This is a genomic window from Actinomycetospora sp. NBC_00405, assembly GCF_036044095.1.
GTDB classification, from domain to species: Bacteria; Actinomycetota; Actinomycetes; order Mycobacteriales; family Pseudonocardiaceae; genus Actinomycetospora; species Actinomycetospora callitridis.
In genome coordinates this window covers 143,008-163,303 of record NZ_CP107938.1, presented here as the reverse complement: position 1 = coordinate 163,303, position 20,296 = coordinate 143,008, and the positions used below count along the sequence as shown (strand labels likewise).

At 74.8% G+C, this 20,296-nt stretch carries 23 protein-coding genes; 4 read left to right on the top strand and 19 right to left on the bottom strand.

Annotated elements, in window-relative coordinates; genetic code table 11:
* Window positions 1-44: 44 nt before the first annotated feature.
* From OG774_RS00750 to OG774_RS00730, 5 genes are all read right to left on the bottom strand, one after another.
* Window positions 45-1,358 carry a deoxyguanosinetriphosphate triphosphohydrolase gene (locus tag OG774_RS00750; protein ID WP_328306037.1) on the bottom strand — a complete coding sequence of 438 codons (1,314 nt, stop codon included), beginning with the start codon at window positions 1,356-1,358 and terminating at the stop codon, window positions 45-47.
* Entirely contained in the window at window positions 1,355-2,023 is a 669-nt protein-coding gene (locus OG774_RS00745; protein WP_328306036.1) for a YdcF family protein, read from the bottom strand. Before OG774_RS00745 ends, OG774_RS00750 begins: the two co-directional genes overlap by 4 nt.
* A 5-nt stretch (window positions 2,024-2,028) precedes the next feature.
* A complete protein-coding gene (locus OG774_RS00740; RefSeq protein ID WP_328306035.1) occupies window positions 2,029-3,027 on the bottom strand; it encodes an XdhC family protein in 999 nt (332 codons plus the stop codon).
* A 25-nt stretch (window positions 3,028-3,052) separates the two neighbouring features.
* Window positions 3,053-4,480, bottom strand: a complete 1,428-nt coding sequence (locus OG774_RS00735; RefSeq protein WP_328306034.1) for a glycine--tRNA ligase — start codon at window positions 4,478-4,480, stop codon at window positions 3,053-3,055.
* 104 nt (window positions 4,481-4,584) lie between these two features.
* A complete protein-coding gene (locus OG774_RS00730; RefSeq protein WP_328306033.1) occupies window positions 4,585-4,917 on the bottom strand; it encodes an antibiotic biosynthesis monooxygenase in 333 nt (110 codons plus the stop codon).
* Between the two features lie 95 nt (window positions 4,918-5,012).
* Between OG774_RS00730 and OG774_RS00725 the strand changes: the two genes are divergently transcribed.
* Genes OG774_RS00725 through OG774_RS00715 form a run of 3 tightly spaced genes read left to right on the top strand, consistent with a single transcriptional unit; the run spans window position 5,013 to window position 6,108 of the window.
* Window positions 5,013-5,327, top strand: a complete 315-nt coding sequence (locus OG774_RS00725) for a DUF6703 family protein (RefSeq protein WP_328306032.1) — start codon at window positions 5,013-5,015, stop codon at window positions 5,325-5,327.
* Window positions 5,328-5,371: 44 nt separating this feature from the next.
* Window positions 5,372-5,689: an ArsR/SmtB family transcription factor gene (locus tag OG774_RS00720; protein WP_328310705.1), complete on the top strand. Its 318-nt coding sequence runs from the start codon at window positions 5,372-5,374 to the stop codon at window positions 5,687-5,689.
* Window positions 5,686-6,108: a Fur family transcriptional regulator gene (locus tag OG774_RS00715; RefSeq protein ID WP_328306031.1), complete on the top strand. Its 423-nt coding sequence runs from the start codon at window positions 5,686-5,688 to the stop codon at window positions 6,106-6,108. Before OG774_RS00720 ends, OG774_RS00715 begins: the two co-directional genes overlap by 4 nt.
* A gap of 168 nt (window positions 6,109-6,276) precedes the next feature.
* Here OG774_RS00715 and OG774_RS00710 read toward each other — a convergent pair whose 3' ends face one another.
* The 6 genes from OG774_RS00710 to recO form a co-directional block, all read right to left on the bottom strand.
* A complete protein-coding gene (locus tag OG774_RS00710; RefSeq protein ID WP_328306030.1) occupies window positions 6,277-8,211 on the bottom strand; it encodes a BCCT family transporter in 1,935 nt (644 codons plus the stop codon).
* A gap of 141 nt (window positions 8,212-8,352) precedes the next feature.
* Entirely contained in the window at window positions 8,353-9,111 is a 759-nt protein-coding gene (locus OG774_RS00705; protein ID WP_328306029.1) for a TIGR03943 family putative permease subunit, read from the bottom strand.
* A gap of 4 nt (window positions 9,112-9,115) precedes the next feature.
* Window positions 9,116-10,114, bottom strand: coding sequence for a permease (locus tag OG774_RS00700; RefSeq protein ID WP_328306028.1), 999 nt, complete (start codon window positions 10,112-10,114; stop codon window positions 9,116-9,118).
* Window positions 10,115-10,238: 124 nt separating this feature from the next.
* Entirely contained in the window at window positions 10,239-10,649 is a 411-nt protein-coding gene (locus OG774_RS00695; protein ID WP_274195710.1) for a hypothetical protein, read from the bottom strand.
* Window positions 10,646-11,425, bottom strand: a complete 780-nt coding sequence (locus OG774_RS00690; RefSeq protein ID WP_328310703.1) for an isoprenyl transferase — start codon at window positions 11,423-11,425, stop codon at window positions 10,646-10,648. Before OG774_RS00690 ends, OG774_RS00695 begins: the two co-directional genes overlap by 4 nt.
* 71 nt (window positions 11,426-11,496) lie before the next feature.
* On the bottom strand, window positions 11,497-12,339 hold the full coding sequence (recO, locus tag OG774_RS00685) for a DNA repair protein RecO (RefSeq protein WP_328306027.1): 843 nt from the start codon (window positions 12,337-12,339) through the stop codon (window positions 11,497-11,499).
* Between the two features lie 55 nt (window positions 12,340-12,394).
* On the opposite strand from recO, the gene OG774_RS00680 reads away from it, so the two are divergent.
* Complete coding sequence (locus tag OG774_RS00680) at window positions 12,395-12,760, top strand: nuclear transport factor 2 family protein (protein ID WP_328306026.1); 366 nt, start codon at window positions 12,395-12,397, stop codon at window positions 12,758-12,760.
* A gap of 76 nt (window positions 12,761-12,836) precedes the next feature.
* Here the strand turns inward: OG774_RS00680 and era are convergent, their stop codons facing one another.
* Genes era through OG774_RS00640 form a run of 8 tightly spaced genes read right to left on the bottom strand, consistent with a single transcriptional unit; the run spans window position 12,837 to window position 20,220 of the window.
* On the bottom strand, window positions 12,837-13,739 hold the full coding sequence (era, locus tag OG774_RS00675) for a GTPase Era (RefSeq protein WP_328306025.1): 903 nt from the start codon (window positions 13,737-13,739) through the stop codon (window positions 12,837-12,839).
* Window positions 13,726-14,997: an L-2-hydroxyglutarate oxidase gene (lhgO, locus tag OG774_RS00670; RefSeq protein WP_328306024.1), complete on the bottom strand. Its 1,272-nt coding sequence runs from the start codon at window positions 14,995-14,997 to the stop codon at window positions 13,726-13,728. Before lhgO ends, era begins: the two co-directional genes overlap by 14 nt.
* Before the next feature lie 7 nt (window positions 14,998-15,004).
* Window positions 15,005-15,394 (bottom strand): cytidine deaminase, encoded by a 390-nt coding sequence (locus OG774_RS00665; protein ID WP_328306023.1) that lies wholly within the window; start codon window positions 15,392-15,394, stop codon window positions 15,005-15,007.
* The gene (locus OG774_RS00660) at window positions 15,387-16,865 is read right to left on the bottom strand and encodes a hemolysin family protein (RefSeq protein WP_328306022.1); all 1,479 of its coding nucleotides are present in this window, start codon (window positions 16,863-16,865) and stop codon (window positions 15,387-15,389) included. Before OG774_RS00660 ends, OG774_RS00665 begins: the two co-directional genes overlap by 8 nt.
* Window positions 16,862-17,416: an rRNA maturation RNase YbeY gene (gene ybeY, locus OG774_RS00655; RefSeq protein ID WP_328310701.1), complete on the bottom strand. Its 555-nt coding sequence runs from the start codon at window positions 17,414-17,416 to the stop codon at window positions 16,862-16,864. The genes OG774_RS00660 and ybeY overlap by 4 nt, the downstream gene beginning before the upstream one ends.
* 26 nt (window positions 17,417-17,442) lie before the next feature.
* Window positions 17,443-18,549, bottom strand: coding sequence for a PhoH family protein (locus OG774_RS00650; protein WP_442873927.1), 1,107 nt, complete (start codon window positions 18,547-18,549; stop codon window positions 17,443-17,445).
* A 34-nt stretch (window positions 18,550-18,583) separates the two neighbouring features.
* A complete protein-coding gene (locus OG774_RS00645; protein ID WP_328306020.1) occupies window positions 18,584-19,504 on the bottom strand; it encodes an alpha/beta hydrolase in 921 nt (306 codons plus the stop codon).
* A 2-nt stretch (window positions 19,505-19,506) separates the two neighbouring features.
* On the bottom strand, window positions 19,507-20,220 hold the full coding sequence (locus OG774_RS00640; RefSeq protein WP_328310699.1) for a 16S rRNA (uracil(1498)-N(3))-methyltransferase: 714 nt from the start codon (window positions 20,218-20,220) through the stop codon (window positions 19,507-19,509).
* Window positions 20,221-20,296 lie beyond the last annotated feature (76 nt).

The window sequence follows — 20,296 nt, the reverse complement described above, 5'->3', positions numbered from 1 at the left end:
GCCGCCGCGCCGTGATCTCGCCGACCGCCGCGTCGGAGCACGACCTACACGCCGGCCGAGGCGTTCGGGCCCGGGCTCGCCGTCGCCGCGGGCGGGGAGCTCCTGCTCGACGGGTCCCGCAGGCGCGCCCACCACCGCTCGGCGCCGGCGTCGGTGAGCACCGCGACCTGGTCGACCACGGCGCGCAGCCGGCCGGCGTCGTCGGCGGCGCCCTCCCACGCGGGCACGAACGCGGGGTCGAGGGCGTGCGGGGCGCCGGCCACCAGCCGTTCGACCAGCTCGGTGACTTGGTCGCGCTGCCGCGCCTGCACCGCGAGCCGGGCGGGATCGCGCATGACCCACCGCAGCGCCGCCGCCTTGAGCACCGCCACCTCCGCGCCCAGCGGGGCCGGGACCACGAGGTCGGCGTCGTACCCGGCGGGCACCACGTCGTCGCCGAGCTCGGTCCGGGTGGCCTCGACGGTGCCGGTGACGAACCGCCCGACGAGCTCGCTGGTGAGCCGCTTGAGCGCCGCGGTGGCCGCGAGCGAGCCGTCGTGCGCGCCGTGCGCCGCGGCGGCCCGCACCGACGGGAGCTCGGCGAGGGTGCCCGCGGCGTCCTCGAGGTCCCGGGGTGACGCGCTCGAGAAGGCCTCGGCGGCGAGGGCCGCGAGCTCGGCGCGCTCGGCCGGGCGTGCGAGCCAGCCCAGGACGATGCGGCCGGCGAGGATGCCGTCCTCGAGGTCGTGGACGGAGTAGGCGACGTCGTCGGCCCAGTCCATGATTTGCGCCTCGAGGCACCGGCGGTCGGCCGGCGCGCCCTCGCGCACCCAGGTGAAGACCGGCAGGTCGTCGGCGTAGACGCCGAACTTGCGGATGCCCGTCCGCCGGGGCCACGGGTACTTGAGGCAGGCGTCGAGCACGCCGCGGGTGAGGTTCAGCCCGCGACAGCGCTCATCGTCGAGCATCTTGGGCTCGAGCCGCGTGAGGATGCGCAGCGTCTGCGCGTTGCCCTCGAAGCCGCCGGCGTCGGCGGTGATCGCGTGCAGGGCCCGCTCGCCGTTGTGGCCGAACGGCGGGTGGCCGATGTCGTGGGCGAGGCCCGCGGTGTCGACGACGTCGGGGTCGGCCCCCAGGTCCTCGGCCATGCCCCGCCCGATCTGGGCGACCTCGAGCGAGTGCGTCAGCCGGGTGCGCGGCACGCCGGTGACCTCGGCGTCCTCGTCGGGACCGACGACCTGCGTCTTGCCGGCGAGGCGGCGCAGCGCCGCCGAGTGCAGCACGCGTCCCCGGTCGCGGGCGAAGGGCGAGCGCCGGTCGCGGCCCGGCTTGGGCGCCTCGTCGAACAGACGCGCGGCGCGGTGCCCGAGGGTGCTCATCCCAGCCCGGGGTCGGAGAAGTCCGACGAACCGTGGGTGAGGTGGTAGTAGATCAGCGCGCCGGTCTCGCGGACGATGTAGCGCAGCTGGGTCTCGCGGGTCTGCACCACCGGGCCGCGCTTGGTCGGCGAGGTGGTGGCCTCCAGCCCGACGTCCGAGGCCATGGTGCGCGACCGCAGCGAGTGCCACGGGTCGCTGACCAGCACCGCGGAGCGCCAGCCCCGTTCCTCGGCGACGCCGGCGACGGCCTCGAAGCTGCCGTAGGTGTCGCTGCCCTCGTCGACGGGCAGGAGCGCCTGACCCGGCACGCCGTTCTCGACGAGCCACTGCTCGCCGGCCTGGGCCTCGGTGAACGCGTCGCCTGCGGCGGCTCCGCCCACGGTGACGATGCGCGGCGCGACGCCCTGCTCGTAGAGCTCGAGCGCGTGCTGGAGTCGGGCCCGGAACACCGGCGAGGGCTCGCCGTCGTACTGCGCGGCACCGAGGACGACGATCATGTCGACCGGCTCGCGCTCGTCGACCCGGCCGAGCTGCCACACCCGGAACGCCGTGCCGCCGACGAGCAGCAGCGCGACGACGAGGGCGCCGAGGACGATCCGGGGCGCCCAGGCGACGGCCTTGATCGCGGACCCGGACGGGGCGGGAGCGGAACGGGGACCCGACATGCGGCTCACGCGCCGATCGGCCCCGCCGCCACGCCGAGCGCCGAGGGGTCGCGCCCGCTGCGGACGGCGAGCACCTCGCCGACGATCGACACCGCCGTCTCGGCCGGCGTGCGCGCGCCGAGGTCGAGCCCGACGGGGCCGTGGATGCGGGCGAGCCGGTCCTCCGTCACGCCGGCGGCGAGCAGGCGCTCGCGGCGGGCGGCCTGGGTGCGCCGCGAACCGAGGGCGCCGAGGAACCCGCGCCCCTCCAGGCCGGTGCGCAGGACGGCGTCGAACGCGGGGTCGTGGTCGAGCAGCACCAGCACGTCGGCGTCGGTGAACGCGGCGACCGCGGCGTCGGCCTCCGCGACGGTGTCGGCGCGGCCCGCGACCCAGCCGAGCAGTCCGGCCTGCGCGATCAGCGCGTCGGCGATCGCGCCGGGGCCGACGATCACCATCGTCGGCACCGGCACCCAGAGGTCGACGAGCACGTCGGCGCCCGCCTCGAGCCTCACCCGCTCCGTGACGGTGGCGCCGCGGCGCAGCAGCTGCCGCACGCGGGACGCCGCCTCCGCGTCGACCGTGGCGAAGCCCAGCGAGCCCTCGACGTCGTCGAGGTCGCCGCCGGTGATCGCGAGCGACGCCGAGCCGTCGGCGCGCGTCACGAGCGCCGCGGGCACCCCGGCCGCGAAGGCCTGCGCGAGCGCGCGGGCCGGCGCGGCGTCCAGGGGGTGGCCGAGCAGCGTGGCGCCGCCCGCGCACGCGAGGCCGGCGGCCACGGCGTCGTCCTCGGCGACGTGCGCCTCGACCACCGACGGCGCCCGCTGGGCGTCGCGGGCGAGGGCCGCGGCGCGGTCGTCGAGCGCGCCGCGCAGCAGCACCCCGCCGAGCGTCCCGTCGGCGCCCGCGACCAGGAGCTGGCCGGGTTCGACGGTGCCGAACCCGTGCCGGTCGAGCACGCGCACCACGGACCGCGCCTCGTCGCCGCGGGCGAGGACGTCGGCTACCTCGGTCAGGTCGCTCACGCCTCCCAGGGTAGGCGAGCGCGGCTCAGCAGCCGATCAGGCGGGCGGCGAGGTAGGACTCGAGCTGGTCGAGGGCCACGCGCTCCTGGGTCATGGTGTCGCGGTGGCGGACGGTGGCGGCCTGGTCCTGCAGCGAGTCGAAGTCGACGGTGACGCAGAACGGGGTGCCGATCTCGTCCTGGCGCCGGTAGCGACGGCCGATGGCGCCGGCGTCGTCGAACTCGACGTTCCAGTGCTTGCGCAGGGTGGTCGCGAGGTCACGGGCGACGGGCGAGAGGTCGGCGTTGCGGCTCAGCGGCAGCACCGCGGCCTTGACCGGGGCGAGGCGCGGATCGAGGCGCAGCACCGTGCGCTTGTCGACGCCGCCCTTGGCGTTCGGTGCCTCGTCCTCGGTGTAGGCCTCGAGCAGGAACGCCATCATCGGGCGCCCCACACCGGCCGCCGGCTCGATGACATAGGGCTTGTAGCGCGAGTCGGTGGCCTGGTCGTAGTAGCTCAGGTCCACGCCGCTGTGGTTCGAGTGGGTCGTCAGGTCGAAGTCGGTGCGGTTGGCGACGCCCTCGAGCTCGCCCCACTCCTGGCCGGCGTTGAACTGGAACTTGTACTCCACGTCCACCGTGCGCTTGGAGTAGTGCGAGAGCTTCTCCTTGGGGTGCTCGTAGTGCCGCAGGTTCTCCGGCGCGATGCCCAGGTCGGTGTACCAGCGGGTGCGCTCGTCGATCCAGTACTGGTGCCACTGCTCGTCGGAGCCGGGCTCGACGAAGAACTCCATCTCCATCTGCTCGAACTCGCGCGTGCGGAAGATGAAGTTGCCGGGCGTGATCTCGTTGCGGAAGCTCTTGCCGATCTGGCCGATGCCGAACGGCGGCTTCTTGCGCGCCGCGGACATGACGTTGGCGAAGTTGACGAAGATGCCCTGGGCGGTCTCCGGGCGCAGGTAGTGCAGCCCCTCCTCCGACTCCACCGGGCCCAGGTAGGTCTTGAGCATCATGTTGAACTCGCGCGGCGCGGTGTACTGCCCGCGCACGCCGCAGTTCGGGCAGGGCACGGTCGAGAGGTCGTAGCCGACCTTGCCCTCGGCGTCGACGGACTCCAGCGACGGGCCGCCGGTGCGCTCGCTGAAGTCCTCGGCGAGCTGGTCGGCGCGGAAGCGGCGGTGGCAGTTCGTGCACTCGACCAGCGGGTCGGTGAACACGTCGACGTGGCCGGAGGCGACCCAGACCTGGCGCGGGAGGATCACGCTGGAGTCCAGGCCGACGACGTCCTCGCGGCCGGTGACCATCGTCCTCCACCACTGGCGCTTGATGTTGTCCTTGAGCTCCACGCCGAGCGGGCCGTAGTCCCAGGCCGAGCGCGTTCCGCCGTAGATCTCCCCGGACGGGAAGACGAAACCGCGGCGCTTGCAGAGGTTGACCACGGTCTCGATGCGGGCGCTGCCGGTGGGGGTGGGCACGGTGGTACTCCGGGATCGCTGGGTGAAGGGATCGCTGGGTGAAGCGGGTGCACCCAGCGTAGCGAGCGCCCCGCCCAGCTCCGTGCCGCGGCTCGTGAGCGGCGTCAGCGGTCGGTGAGCAGGCTCGGGTGCTCGGTGACGCCGTCGGCGTCGGCGACGAGGGCGCGCTCGTGGGCGGCGGGCGCGTCGGTCAGCGCCTCGGAGAGCAGCGGCACCACGTGCTCGCGCACCTCGAACGGCTGCAGCGCGCGACGGTAGGCCGTGACGGTCGTGAAGCGGGCGACGAGCACCCACTGCCCCGGCTCCTCGATCGCGCGGCCCAGGTCGACGCCCTCGCACCCCGGCTGCGCGGCGAGCAGGGCCACGGCGCGCCGGGCGCGGGCGAGGAACGCCTCGTGCTCCGCCTCCGCGGGCACGAAGCGACAGACCAGCAGCATCGCGGACCTCCTCGCTTCCCCCAGGATCGACACCCCTTCGACAACGGGTGCCATTATCGGAGTGATACACCGACGAGCAGCATCGGGAGGCACCCGTGAGCGACCGGAGGACACCCCGCCCGGGGCGCGTCCGGGCGCCGTTCGCCCGCCGGCGGGGACCGATGGTCCCCGGCGAGGGGCCGCTGGCCCGCGTGCCCCCGCTGGTCGTGTTCCTGGCCGTGGTCGTGGTGTTCACCGCGGCCGTGATCCTCGGTGGCGTCGTCGGGGCGCTCCTGCTCGGGCTGCTCGCACTCGGGGTGGCCGGGCTGCTCGCCGCCACGTGGCCGCGCCTGACCCCGAGCGCGCGGGCCGTGCGCGTGCTGGTGCTCGTGGTGCTCGTGGCCATCGCCGTGGGACTGGTGTTCCGGTGACCGCCACCGGCCCCGCCGCGGTGGGACTGCACGACGACCACTTCGTGGAGCCGCCGGCCGAGGCGCCCGATCCCCCCGGCTCCGACGCGCTCGTCGCCGCGGGCGACCTCCTGCGCGCCCTGGCCGCACCGGTGCGCATCGCGATCGTGCTGCAGCTGCGCACGTCGCCGCGCTGCGTGCACGAGCTGGTCGACGCCCTCGCCGTCACCCAGCCGCTGATCAGCCAGCACCTGCGGGTGCTCAAGGCCGCCGGCGTGGTGCGCGGCGACCGCCGGGGGCGCGAGGTGGTCTACCGCCTCGTCGACGACCACCTCGCCCACATCGTCGTCGACGCCGTCGCCCACGTGGAGGAGGAGTCGTGACGACCTCCGGCTCGCGCACCCCCTCGGTGCCCGGCCTGCGGGCCACCCGACAGCGCGCCGCGGTCGCCGGGCTCCTCGACGAGCTCGCCGACTTCCGCTCCGCGCAGGAGATCCACGAGGAGCTGCGCCGGCGCGGCGAGGGCATCGGGCTCACCACGGTGTACCGCACGCTGCAGGCCCTCGCCGACGCCGACGAGATCGACGTCCTGCGCACCGGCACCGGCGAGGCGTCCTACCGGCGCTGCTCCGAGCACCACCACCACCACCTGGTGTGCCGCGTCTGCGGCAAGACCGTCGAGGTCGAGGGCCCGGCCGTCGAGCACTGGGCCGACCGCGTCGCCACCCTGCACGGCTTCGCCGAGATCTCCCACACCGTGGAGATCCTCGGCGTCTGCGCGGCCTGCCGCGCGACCGGCTGACCGGCCCGGCCCCGGCCCCGAGCAGCGAGGGCGTCCCTCGCTGCCTCCCACGCAGCCAGGGAGTCCCTCGCTCCTCCACCGGACCCGCGCAACGGGCCCGCTGACTCCGGACACGACGGGAGCCGGGCCCCCGCGAGGGGACCCGGCTCCGTCTGCCGTCGCGCGCGCCTACTCCCGGTCGGCGCTGGGCCGGCCCGCGGCCTCGGCCCGGGAACCCGGCCCGGTGTCGACGACCTCGGTGCCGCTCGGGTCGTCGTCCTTGGGCACGGAGCGGGCCCGGGCCCGCGCCTCCTCCGGGTCCGCGGGCACGGCCGGGGTCTCCCCCGTCGAGAACGGGTCCTGCACGCCGTACACCTCGGCGTACGTCGGCCCGGTGCCCTCGCCGGTGGCCCGCTGCCGGGCCCTCGTCGTCGGGAAGGCCTGCACGTTCAGGTAGAAGTCCTCGCCGTGCTTGTCGGTGCCGTGGTCGATCGCCTGCTCCATGACCTCGAGGCCCTTGCGCTCGCGCAGGATCACGGGGTCGTGGTTGAGGTCGCGCATGAAGGCGATGCAGAGGAACACCATGATCACGACGAACGGGGCCGCGACCAGGATGGTGAGGCTCTGCAGACCGGACAGGGCGTCCTCGCCGCCGACCAGCAGCATGATGATCGCGACGGCGCCCATCACGGAGCCCCAGAAGATCACGACCCACTTGGACGGCTCGTCCGTCCCGCGCTGCGAGAGCGTGCCGGTGACGATCGACGCGGCGTCCGCGCCGGACACGAAGAAGATCGCCACGAGGATCATGACGAGCAGCCCGGTGAAGGTCGCCCACGGGTAGGCCTGGAGCACCGCGAACAGCTGGGTCTCGGTGTCCGCCGCCGCCGGGTTCAGACCCGCCTGCTGCTGGGTGATCGCCGTGCCGCCGAAGATCGAGAACCAGACGAGGCTCACGAGGCTCGGCACGAGGATCACGCCGCCGACGAACTGGCGGATCGTGCGGCCCCGGCTGATCTTGGCCAGGAACATGCCGACGAAGGGCGTCCAGGAGATCCACCACGCCCAGTAGAAGACCGTCCAGCTGCTCAGCCAGTCGAGCATCGCGGTGCCGCCGGTGGCCTCGGTGCGCCCGACCATCTCCGCGAAGTCGCCGAAGTAGGCGCCGACGGCGGTGGGCAGGAGATCGAGGATGATCACCGTCGGGCCGACGACGAACACGAACAGCGCCAGGACGCCCGCGAGCACCATGTTGATGTTCGACAGCCACTGGATGCCCTTGGCGACGCCGGACACCGCCGACAGCACGAAGGCCGCGGTGAGCACGATGATCAGCGGGACCAGGACCTCGTTGCCGGCGCCGGGCAGGAAGCCCGTCGCGTCGAGGCCGCCGCCGATCTGCAGGGCACCGAGGCCCAGGGACGCGGCCGAACCGAAGATCGTCGCGAAGATCGCGATGATGTCGATGATCCGGCCGATGACCCCGTTGGCCGCCTTCTCACCGATGAGCGGGATGAACGCAGAGCTGATGAGCTGGCGACGGCCCTTGCGGAACGTCGAGTACGCGATCGCGAGGCCGACCACGGCGTAGATCGCCCAGGGGTGCAGCGTCCAGTGGAACAGCGACGTCGCCATCGCCGTGTTCAGGGCGCCGACCTGGTCCCCCGGCACGACCGAGCCGGGCGGGGGCTCCGTGAAGAACGACAGCGGCTCGGCGACACCGTAGAACATGAGCCCGATGCCCATGCCGGCGCTGAACATCATCGCGATCCACGAGACGGTCCTGAACTCGGGCTGCTCGTCGTCGCGCCCCAGTCGGATGCGCCCGAAGCGGCTGAACGCCAGCCACAACGCGAAGACCACGAAGCCGGTGGCCGCGAGGATGAAGCCCCAGCCACCGCCGCGGATGACGCCGCTGAGCATCGCGCTCGAGGCCGCGCTCAGGCTCTCGGTGCCGATGACCCCCCAGGCGACGAAGATGACCGCGAGCCCCGCACCGACGCCGAACACGACCCAGTCGGTGCCGTGCTTGCGGTCGGCCGCGGATTCGGCCGGGACGTCTCCGGGGTCGGCCCCGGGATCACCGGCCGGGGGGCCCGGCGGTGATGAGAGATCCTGTGTCATCGCGAGTCGCGCCTCCCCGTCGGGCTCACCGACGGGAGACGCCCCTCCTCTCCGGCTGGACGGCAGGTGCGGAGTCTACGTGTCGTTCCAGCGGGTTCGTCCCGCTTTCGGCCGTTCGCAGACCCCGCGCGTCGTTTCGGGTCAGTATTCGTACACCGGATCGGGTGTCGCAACAGGCCACCACCCGGTGACCGACAGTGTCGGCACGTGGCCGTCGGCCGGCGTCCCCGTCCCGGCGACGACGCGGCCCCGGATCGTCACCCAGCGGTCGCCCTCCGCGCCACCCGGGACGACCCCGGCGAGCCGTCCCGAGGGGTCGTCGAGGTGCAGACGGACCGCCGAGGCGTCGGCCGCGCAGCACGAGATCACCAGCCGTGCGACGTCGAGGCCCGTGGGGCCGGCGGGCGGGGTCGCGACCGACGGCGCGACGAAGCCCGTGACGGTGATCTCCCGCTCGGTGACCGGTCCGTGAGGGTCCGCCGCGGTCCGCGAGACGACGTCGAGCAGGCCCAGGGCGGGCGCCGCCCCCGGCGGCAGCGGCTCGTCGGCGGGCGTGGCGACGGTCGGGGCCGCGCGCGCCCCGAACCCGGCGAGCGCGCCCGACCCCAGCGCCGGGGGCACCACCAGCAGCAGCGCGAGGACCGGGAGCACCAGCAGCCAGGCGGCGGGGCCGGCGCGCCCGCCGGGGTGGTGATCGTGCCCGTGGTCGCCCGTCGGTGGCCGGCCCCGCAGGTCGCGGACCAGCGCCACGAGGGCCACCGCGACGAGGACGACTCCGGCGACGAGCACGGGCGTCGCCGACCAGGGCCGCACGTAGCGCAGGTACGAGCCGTCGAGCACGATCTTGATCAGCACGCCGCCGACGAGGACGAGCAGGACGTGCTGGGTGTCGCGGGTCATGCCGTCATCCCGTGCCCCCGAACACCAGCAGGCCCGCCAGCACGGCGCAGGACACGGCGACGACGAACGTCAGCGGCGCGAAGCGCAGCGCGAACGCGCGCCCGAAGGTGCCCGCCTGCAGTGCGATCAGCTTGACGTCGACCGCGGGCCCGACCACCAGGAACACCAGGCGCGGCAGCAGCGGCAGCGCCGAGAGGGAGGCGGCGACGAAGGCGTCGGCCTCGCTGCACAGGGCGAGCAGCACCGCGAGCAGCGCCATGACGGCGACGGCGAGGACGACGTGGCCGGCGAGGCCGTCGACCCAGGAGCGGGGCACGAGCACCGTGAACGCCGCGGCCGCGAGACCGCCGAGCACGAGGAACCCGCCGGCGTCGACGACGTCGTGGCGCACGGTCTCGGAGAACACGGCCCACCGCGGCGTGCCGTCGTCCGGCGGTGGCCGGCGCAGCCGGGCGGGGATCCATCCCGGGCGCCCGACCCGAGTCCAGAGCCACCCCACGCCCACGGCCGTGGCGGCGGACCCGAGCAGCCGCGCGCCGACCATCTCGGGGTGGTCGGGGAACGCGACGGCGGTGGCCACCAGCACCACGGGGTTGATCGCCGGGGCCGCGAGCAGGAACGCCAGGGCGGCCGCCTCGGGCACGCCCTGGCCGATGAGCCGGCGGGCCACCGGCACCGACGCGCACTCGCACCCGGGCAGGACCAGCCCCGCGGCCCCGGCGACCGGCACGGCGAGCGCCGGGCGTGCGGGCAGGACCCGGCGGAGCACGGCCGGCGAGACCCACGCCGCGAGCACCCCCGACAGGAGCGTCCCGAGCACGAGGAACGGCAGCGCCTGGACGCAGATCGCGACGAACACGGTGGCCCCGGTGCGCACGGTGGGGGCGTCGAGCAGGCCGACGAGCGGGCCCTGCAGGAGCGTCGCCAGCAGCAGCGTCGCGCAGAGCGCCACGAGAGACGCCGTCCCACGGGACGTCGTCGTGGCCGGACCGGGGGCGCTCACGGACGGCGATGCTGCCAGCCGCCACCGGGCCCGACCGCACCCCGCCGAGCGGCCTGTGGACGGCCGGGGTGCGTGTGGACGGCCGCGGTCCCGCGCCGGGACCGGCGCGGGACCGTTCAGCGGATCAGCTCTCCGCCACCAGGTCGTCCCGCACCCGCTCCGCCGTGGACACGACGAGCATGAGCAGCGTCCCGAGCGGGCCCGTCGCGAGGCCCTCCGCGGGGAACGCGTAGCGCAGGGTCACGTCCCACCCGCGGTCGGTCGCGACGGCGCCGAGCGTCCCGAACAGGCCCTGACCCGCGCGTTCGGCGACCCGGCGCGGGGTGTCGGCGTCCTCGAGGTCCCAGGCGACGACGCAGGTCAGGCTCAGGACGGCGAGGCCCTCGACGAGCTCGACCCCCTGCACCGCGCACGGCACGGCGCCGGACCGGAACGACAGGGCGCCGTCGTCGTCGACGTGCACCTCGACGAACTGCTCCAGCGACTCCCGCGCGGTGATGAGCAGCCCGGCGGTGGTCGCCGCCTCGCGGCTCACGACGTCCCGTTCGTGTCGGTGCGGTCGAGGGCGCCGCCGTAGCGTCGGTCGCGGCCTGCGTAGATCTCGCACGCCTCCCACAGGTGACGACGGTCGAAGTCGGGGAACAGCGTGTCGAGGAAGACCATCTCGGCGTACGCCGACTGCCAGAGCAGGAAGTTCGACGTGCGCTGCTCCCCCGAGCTGCGCAGGAACAGGTCGACGTCGGGCATGTCCGGCTCGTCGAGGTGCCGGGCGAGGGCCTTCTCGTCGATCTTGTCGGGGTCGATCTCCCCGCGGGCGGCCCGGCGGGCGAGCTCCTTCGCGGCGCCGACGATCTCCTGGCGCCCGCCGTAGTTGACACACATCGTCAGGGTGACGACGTCGTTGTCGCGGGTCAGTTCCTCGGCGATCTCGAGCTCCTTCACGACGCTGCGCCACAGCCGCGGCCGCTGGCCCGACCAGCGCACCCGCACCCCCATCGCGTGCATCTCGTCGCGTCGACGGCGGATCACGTCGCGGTTGAAGCCGAGCAGGAAGCGCACCTCGTCCGGGCTGCGCCGCCAGTTCTCGGTGCTGAACGCGTACGCGGAGATCCACTTGACGCCGATGTCGATGCACCCGCGCACGACGTCGAGCAGCTGGCCCTCGCCCTGGCGGTGCCCCTCGATCCGCGGCAGACCGCGCTGGTTGGCCCACCGGCCGTTGCCGTCCATGACGAGCGCGACGTGGTTCGGCACCAGCTCGGCCGGGATGTCGGGCGGGGTGGCGCCGCTCGGGTGCGGCGTCGGCGCCATCACCGTCGGGTCGTCGCGTCCGCGCAGCGCGCGGCCGGTCGAGCGTCCGCGCTCGGGGCGCAGGCGGGGGCTCACAGGGTCACTCCCGGTTCGTCTCGGAGGGCCGGCTCGTCGTCGTCGTGCGCACCTTCGACCGTCGCCGGGATGCCCCCGGCCAGGTCGACGCGGGGGATGCCGCCGCGGCGGTCGACGAGAGGGAGGGAACGCAGGGTCCGCTCGAGGTGCCACTGCAGGTGCGCGGCGACGAGGCCCGCGGAGTCGCGACGGGCGGCGGGGTCGGTGCCCTCTGCCGTGCCCCAGTCGCCGTCGCGCAGCGCCTCGAGCAGCCGCCACGTCTCCTCGGACGGGACGACGGCACCCGACGGGCGGCAGCCCTCGCACACCGCACCGCCCGCGGGCACCGAGAAGCGCCGGTGGTACCGCTCGCCCTCGATCCCGCAGCGCGCGCACTCGGTGATCGCGGGCGCCCAGCCGGCGATGACCATCGCGCGCAGGAGGAAGGCGTCGAGCACGAGATAGGGGTCGCGGACGCCGCCTGCGAGCCCCCGCAGGCCCCCGACGAGCAGCAGGAACAGCTCGCGGGCGGGCTCGCCCTCCTCGGACGCGAGGCGGTCGGCGGTCTCGAGCAGCGCGCACCCCGCCGTGTAGCGCGGGTAGTCGCCGGTGAGCCCGCCGCCGAAGGCGTCGAGGGTCTGCACCTGGGTGACGATGTCGAGGCTGCGGCCGGTGTGCAGCTGGAGGTCCACGTGACCGAACGGCTCGAGCCGGGCGCCGAACCGCGAGCTGGTGCGCCGCACGCCCTTCGCGACCGCGCGGACCTTGCCGTGGCGCTGGGTCAGGAGCGTGACGATCCGGTCGGCCTCGCCGAGCTTCTGCAGCCGCAGCACCACGCCGGTGTCGCGATAGAAGCCCACGCGGTCATCGTCGCACGGGGTGGTTCGCGATCACGTCCTGTAGGAGGCTCCGGGGATGAGCGGAACGATCGCGCGGCAGGTCGTCGAGGCCCTGGCCGATCCCTCCTCGACGCCGCCGGAGGGCCTGTTCGCCCCCGGCGCGGTCACCTGGCACTCGTTCGACGAGGTCGAGGCCCCGACGGTGCCGGACACCTTCGCGTCGCTGGTCGCGATCCGGGCGGTGGTCCCGGACTTCACGATGACCGAGCTACGCACCGGCGACGGCTACGCGCAGTACGTCGTCACGGGGACGCTGCCCGACGGGTCGACGCTGAGGGCCCCGGCGGCGCTGGTCGTCCACGTCGAGGGGGGCATGGTCACGCGGATCGAGGAGTACGTCGACACCGGCCAGCTGGCGCCGCTGTTCGCGCTCCTGGGCTGAGCGGGAACGCGAGCGACGAAGCGGCTTTCCTGGCACCCAGTGCAAGCGAGGACGCAGGGCTTGCACTGACGAGTGCTCAGAAGCCCAGGCGGCGGAGCTGGCGGGGGTCGCGCTGCCAGTCCTTCGCGACCTTGACGAACAGGTCGAGGTGGACCTTCTCGCCCAACAGGGCCTCGATCTGGCGACGGGCCTCGGTGCCGACGTGCTTGAGCCGCGAGCCGCCCTTGCCGATCACGATCGACTTCTGGCTGTCGCGCTCCACGAAGATCTCGGCGCGGATCGTGAGGACCTTGCCGGGCGTCATCTCCTCGACCACGACGGCCAGGGAGTGCGGGAGCTCGTCGCGCACGCCCTCGAGCGCGGCCTCGCGGACGAGCTCGGCGATCATCGTCGTCTCGGGCTCGTCGGAGAGGTCGCCGTCGGGGTAGAGCGGCGGGCCGGGGGGCATCTGCGCGAGCAGCAGGTCGGTGAGCAGGTCGATCCGCACGTTCCCGGTGGCCGAGACGGGGACGATCTCGGCGAACTCCGCCAGCTCCTGCAGGGCCAGCAGCCGCTCGGCGATCACCTCGGGCTTCACGAGGTCGGTCTTGGTGAGCACGCCCAGCACCGGGGTGCGGCCCGCGATCTCGCGCAGCTCGCCGGCGATGAACCGGTCGCCGGGCCCGATCGTCTGGTCGGCCGGGACGCAGAAGCCGATGGCGTCGACCTCGGCCCACGTCGTGCGCACGACGTCGTTGAGGCGCTCGCCCAGCAGCGTGCGCGGGCGGTGCAGGCCGGGGGTGTCGACCAGGATCAGTTGGCCGTCCTCACGGTGCACGATCCCCCGGATCGCGTGCCGGGTGGTCTGCGGGCGCGACGACGTGATCGCGACCTTCGACCCCACCAGCGCGTTGGTCAGCGTCGACTTGCCGACGTTGGGACGCCCGACGAAGCAGGCGAAGCCGGACCGGAAGCCCTCAGGAGACTCAGGCTGCGTCAACGGACTTCCCCTCCAGCCGCGCCACGATCTCGCGCCCGATGGGCAGGGCCGCGGTCGCCGCCGGGGAGGGGGCGTTGAGCACGTGCAGCACCGCCGGCCCCTCGCCTGCGCCGGAGTCCGTGTCCCCGTCCTGCACGAACAGGAAGTCGTCGACCAGCGACCCGTCGGGCCGGACGGCCTGCGCGCGCACCCCGGCGCGGCGGGCGACGTCGTGCGGGGGCCGCAGGTCGTCGGCGGTGACGCCGGGCAGCATCCGGGCGACCGCGGCGGCCATCGCGCGCTTCGACAGCGAGCGGTACATCTCCCCCAGCCCGTAACGCCACTGCTTCCCGGCGAGCTTGACGAACCCGGGGTCGACCAGCGTCCCGGCGAGCTCGCCCGCCCGCAGCGTCCGCCAGTCGTAGCCCTCGCGGGCCAGGGCGAGCACCGCGTTCGGGCCCACGTGGACCGACCCGTCGACCCCCCGCGTGGCGTGCACGCCGAGGAACGGGAAGGCCGGGTCGGGCACGGGGTAGACGAGCCCGCGGACCTGGTCGGCCAGTGACCCGACGAGGTCGGAGTACTCGCCGCGGAACGGCACGATGCGCACGCCGGGGTCGAAGCCCGAGGCCCGCGCGATCTCGTCGGAGCGCAGGCCCGCGCACACCACGACCTGGCCGGCGAGCAGGTCGCCGCGGTCGGTGTGGACGACGGCATCGCGGCGCCGCCGGGTCACCGACGTCACCGCCCGCCCCGTGTGCACGGTGGCGCCGCGGTCGACGGCGAGGCGCGCGAGCGTGCGGGTGATCGCGCCGTAGTCGCAGATCCCGGTGGACGGCACCCAGAGCCCGGCGAGCGCGGCGACGGCGGGCTCGCGCTCGCGGACCCCGGCCTCGTCGAGCTCGGTGACCTCGACGCCGTTCGCGCGCCCGCGGCGCACGAGCTCGGCCATCCGCGGCAGCTCCGCCTCCTCGGTGGCGACGACGACCTTTCCGCACTCCGACCACGGCAGGTCGTGCTCGGCGCAGAACGCCTTCGTCTCCGCGCAGCCCGTGACGGCGAGGCGCGCCTTGAGCGACCCGGGCGCGTAGTACAGCCCGGAGTGGATCACGTTGGAGTTCCGGCCGGTCTGGTGCGTCCCGGGGGTGTCCTCGCGCTCGACCAGCGCGACCGACGTGTGCCCGGCCGCGAGCAGCTCGTGCAGCACCGCGAACCCGACGATCCCGCCGCCCACGACGACGACGTCGTGACGCGGGTTGGACGCGACCGGCAGACTCACGACGACCTCACGACGACGCCACCCGGTGGACCGCCGACGCGTCCGGGCCCGCGACCAGCACCGTCGCCCCGGCCGTGACGTCGGCGACGGCGGCGAGGCCCGGGTCGTCGAACCCGTTCGCGAGGTCCGCGACCCCGACCACCGCGGCGGCCTCGAGGCCCGGCGCCCCGGCGGCGACGGCGGCGGCGACCGCGGCCTGCAGCGCCGTGAGCGACAGCGAGGGCAGCGCGACGGTGCAGGCGGCGTAGGTGCGGCCGTCGAGGTCGCGCACCGCCGCGCCGTGGGCCGCGCCGGTGCGCGCACGGGCGGAGCGCGCCAGCGTGACGATCTTCGCGTCCTCGGCGTCGAGCGCGTCGGGGGCGACGGGCTCGGTGAGGGTCGCAGCGGCGTCAGCCACGGTCGTCCTTTCCGTCGCGGGCGCCGGCCTGGGCCAGGTCGCCCTGGGTGTCGCTCGCGAAGTCGTCACTCATCGAGCCACCCGCATCGTCCCCATCGTCGCCGTCCCGGTGAGCGCCGTTCGTGGGGGCCCCGTCGGCGGGACGGGCCGGGGCGTCGTCGGTGGGCACCGGGTCCTCGTCCGGCGCGGGACGCCGGACCAGCAGGCTCCGGATCCGCATCCGGCCGCGGGCGTCCTCGCCGCCCTCGGCGCGCAGGCGCAGGCCGGCGATCTCGGCCTCGGCGCCGGGCAGCGGCACGCGGCCCAGGCGCTGGGCGAGCAGGCCGCCGACGGTGTCGACGTCCTCGACGTCGAACTCGACGCCGCAGGCCTCCTCGAGGTCCTCGACGGGCAGCCGCGCGGCGACCCGCCACGTCGACTCGTCGAGGTGCTCGAGCGGGCGGTGCTCGGCGGAGTCGTACTCGTCGGTGATCTCCCCGACGATCTCCTCGATCAGGTCCTCGATGGTCACGAGGCCCGCGGTGCCGCCGTACTCGTCGACGACGAGCGCCATGTGGTTGCGGTCGCGCTGCATGTCGCGCAGCAGCGCGTCGGCGCGCTTGGAGTCGGGCACGAAGTTGGCGGGGCGCATGACCTCGCCGACCGAGCCGGCCCCCGCTCCCGCACCCGGGGGGGTGTCCCCGTGGTCGACGGTGCGTCGCACCAGGTCCTTGAGGTAGACCACGCCGACGGTGTCGTCGACGTTCTCCCCGATGACGGGGATGCGGGAGTACCCGCTGCGCAGCGCCAGGGCCAGCGCCTGCCGCACGCTCTTCTCGCGCTCGATCCACACCATCTCGGTGCGGGGCACCATCACCTCGCGCACGCGGGTGTCGCCGAGGTCGAACACCGACTGGATCATCGCCCGCTCGTCGTCGTCGACGAGCCCGCCCGCCTCGGCCATGTCGACCATCTCGCGGAGCTCGACCTCGGAGGAGAACGGTCCCTCACGGAAGCCGCGCCCGGGCGTGATCGCGTTGCCGACGAGGATCAGCAGGGTGGCCAGCGGGCCGAGCAGGCGCGCGAGCATCCGCACGGGCCCGGCCACGGCGAGCGCGAGCCCGTAGGGGTGCTGGCGACCCAGGGTGCGCGGCCCGACGCCGATCAGCACGTAGGACACGAGCACCACGACCAGCGCCGCGACCAGCAGCGCGAGCCCGTCGGGACCGATCAGCTGCAGCGAGACGAACGCCCCGAGCACCGCGGCCGTCGCCTCGCAGGCCACCCGGAGCAGGAGCAGCAGGTTGAGGTGGCGCGGACGGTCGGCGATGATCGCCGAGAGCGCCTTCGAGCCCGTCGCCCCCTCGCGGACCAGGGCGTCGACGCGGGCGCGGGACACCGTCGACAGCGCCGCGTCGGCCGCCGCGAACACCCCGGCCAGGGGCACGAGCAGGATCGCCGCGACGAGCTGGCCGACCAGCGACCCCGTCACCGCGGCGCGCCGCCGGCGGCGTCGTCCCCGAGGCCCACGGTGCCCAGCAGACGGTCGTCCGCGGCCCGCTCGCGGGCGGAGCGCGCCGCGGCCGCGCGCTGGGTGCGCCAGTCGGCGAGCAGCTCGGCCTGCAGCCCGAACATCGTGCGCTCCTCGTCGGCCTCGGCGTGGTCGTAGCCGAGCAGGTGGAGCACGCCGTGGACGGTGAGCAGGTGCAGCTCGTCGTCGAGGCCGTGGCCCGCGGTGGCGGCCTGGTCGGCGGCGAACGCGGGGCAGAGCACGATGTCGCCGAGCAGCGCCGGGCCGGACGACGGCGCGTCCGGACGGCGTGCCGAGTCGTACTCGTCCATGGGGAACGACATGACGTCGGTGGGCCCGGGCTCGTCGAGCCAGCGCTCGTGCAGCTCGGCCATCGGCTCGAGCTCGATCAGCATGATCGAGAGCTCGGCGAGCGGGCTCACGCCCATGCGGTCGAGGGCGTAGCGGGCGACCTCGACGATCGGGCCCTCGGCCACCGCCACGCCGGACTCGTTCGCGATCTCGATGCTCATGTCGGTCCCGTCGGGCTCGGGTGCGGTCATCGTCCCCGGCGCTCGCGGTTGCGCGGGCCCACCGGCGGCCCGGTGCGCGGGGCGCTCGAGACGGCTTGGGGGCGCCGCTGCTCCTGGGCCGCGTCGTAGCGGCCGTAGGCGTCGATGATGTCGGCGACGAGGCGGTGGCGCACGACGTCCTGGCTGGTCAGCTCGGCGAACTCGACGTCGTCGACGCCGTCGAGGATCTCGCGGACGATGCGCAGGCCCGACGTCGAGCCGCCCGGGAGGTCGACCTGGGTGACGTCGCCGGTGACGACCATCTTCGAGTTGAAGCCCAGCCGCGTCAGGAACATCTTCATCTGCTCGGGCGTGGTGTTCTGCGCCTCGTCGAGGATGATGAACGCGTCGTTGAGCGACCGGCCGCGCATGTAGGCCAGGGGCGCGATCTCGATCGTGCCGGCCGCCATCAGCTTGGGCACCGACTCCGCGTCGAGCATGTCGTGCAGCGCGTCGTAGAGCGGGCGCAGGTACGGGTCGATCTTCTCCGACAGCGTGCCGGGCAGGAAGCCGAGCCGCTCGCCGGCCTCGACGGCCGGGCGGGTCAGGATGATCCGGTTGACCTGCTTGGCCTGCAGCGCCTGCACGGCCTTCGCCATCGCCAGGTAGGTCTTGCCCGTGCCGGCCGGACCGATGCCGAAGACGATGGTGTTGACGTCGATCGCGTCGACGTAGCGCTTCTGGTTCAGCGTCTTGGGCCGGACGGTGCGCCCGCGGCGGGACACGATGTCGAGGCTGAGCACCTCGGCCGGCGACGGGCCGGTGTCGCCGCCGTCGTCGCTGTCGTCCTGCAGCATGCGCACCGAGCGGCGCACCGCGTCGGGGTCGATCTGCTGGCCGCGGCTGGCCAGGACGACCAGCTCGGCGAACACCCGCTCGGCGAAGGCCACGTCGGCCGGCTCGCCGCTGAGGGTGAGCTCGTTGCCGCGGACGTGGACGTCGGCGGCCAGCAGGCTCTCGGCCTCGCGCAGGTTCTCGTCGCGCTTGCCCAGCAGCGCCAGCAGCGCCGCCTCGGGCACCACGATCCGGGAGGTTCCGTCACCGGTCACGTGCTGAACAGTCCTGCTTCCTCGCCGTCGTCCGTACCCCGTCATCGTACCGCCCGGTCCCCGGGCTCCGGACCGCCGCTCACAGCAGGCTCTCGACCTCCGCGCGCACGGCGGTCCACGCCGGCTGCGCGGGGTCGATCACGGCGAAGTGGTCGGCGCCGGGCACCACACGCAGGCGGGCGTCGCCCCGGGCCGCCGCCGCGGCGGTGACGTACCGCTGCGACTGGTCCAGCGGCACGATCGTGTCCGCGTCGCCGTGCACGCAGACCACCGGGCCCGCGGCCGGCACGAGGGCCGCGGGCGAGGCGAGCGCGTAGCGGTCGGCGACCGTCGCGGGCGTGCCCCCGAGCAGGTCGACCACCGCGCCGCCGCCGAGGCCCTGGGCGGCGCCGGCGACGAGGTCGAGCACCCCGGCCTGGGCGACCGTGCCGACCGGCCGGACGCGGGGGGCGGCGGCCACCGAGCCGTCGCGCAACCGGTCGCGGCTCGCGGCCCAGGTGGCCAGGTGCCCGCCGGCGGAGTGCCCGAGGAACACGACCCGGTCGAGGTCCAGGCGGCCCGCCGCGGCCTTCTGGACCGCGTCGGGCAGCAGGTCGATCGCGGCGGCGACGTCGGTGAACGTCGTCGGCCAGCCCCCGCCGGCGCCGACCCCGTCGGCGCCGACTCTGCGGTACTCGATGTTCCAGGCCGCGATCCCGCGGTTGGTGAGGTCGACCGCGAGCGGGGTGCCGAGCTCGAGCCCGTACGACGCCCGCCAGTAGCCGCCGTGGACCACGACGACCACGGGCAGGGACTTGCCGTCGCCGGGGGGCAGGTGCAGCACCCCGTACTGGGCGGGGTCGGTGCCGTAGGTCAGGCGGCCGGGCGTCGGGGTACCGGGCTGGGTGGCGGGGACCTGCACGCCGCCGCCGGGCGTCGGGACGGTCGAGCACGCGGCCAGGCCGAACGCCGCGCCGAGGCCCCCGAGTCCGACCGCACCGAGCAGGGTCCGTCGCGGCATGCTCACCCCCACCGCGCCGTCCGGGCACCCAGGGCACCGAGCGCGACCACGGCCGCGGTGGAGGTGCGCAGCACGTCCGGGCCCATCCGCACCTCGCGGGCCCCGGCGTCGGCGAGGACCGCGCGCTCGTCGTCGGTCACCCCGCCCTCGGGGCCGACGACGAGCACGAGCTCGCCCCCGTCCGGGAGCGCGACACCGGCCAGCGTCTCGGCCGCCGTGGCCTCGAGGACGAGCATCGCCGCGCCGCGGTCGGCCAGCTCGCGGGTGGTCACGGGGGCGGCCACCTCGGGCACGCGCGCCCGTCGGGCCTGCTTGGCGGCCTCGCGGGCGGTCGCGCGCCAGCGCGCGATGGCCTTCTCCCCGCGCGGGCCCTCGTCCCAGCGGGCGACGCTGCGCTCGGCGCGCCAGGGCAGCACCGCGTCGACCCCGGCCTCGGTGGCCGTCTCGACCGCGAGCTCCCCGCGGTCGCCCTTGACCAGCGCCTGGGCGAGGACGACGCGCAGCGCCGGCTCCTCGTCGTGGCGCCGCTCGAGCACCGTCGCCGTCACCCGGCCCTTGGCGACGTCGACGACCTCGGCGCGGGCCCGCGTCCCTGCGCCGTCGCCGAGCAGCACGACCTCGCCGGCACGCACCCGGCGGACGTCCGCGGCGTGCCGCCCCTCCGGCCCGTCGAGGACGACCTCGCCCCCGGCCGGCACGTCGTCGACCCAGAACAGCGCCGGGCGGGTCCAGGCCGCCGCCGTGCCAGCGCTGCGTCCACGCTTGCACTCAACGCCAGGAAAGCCGCTTCCT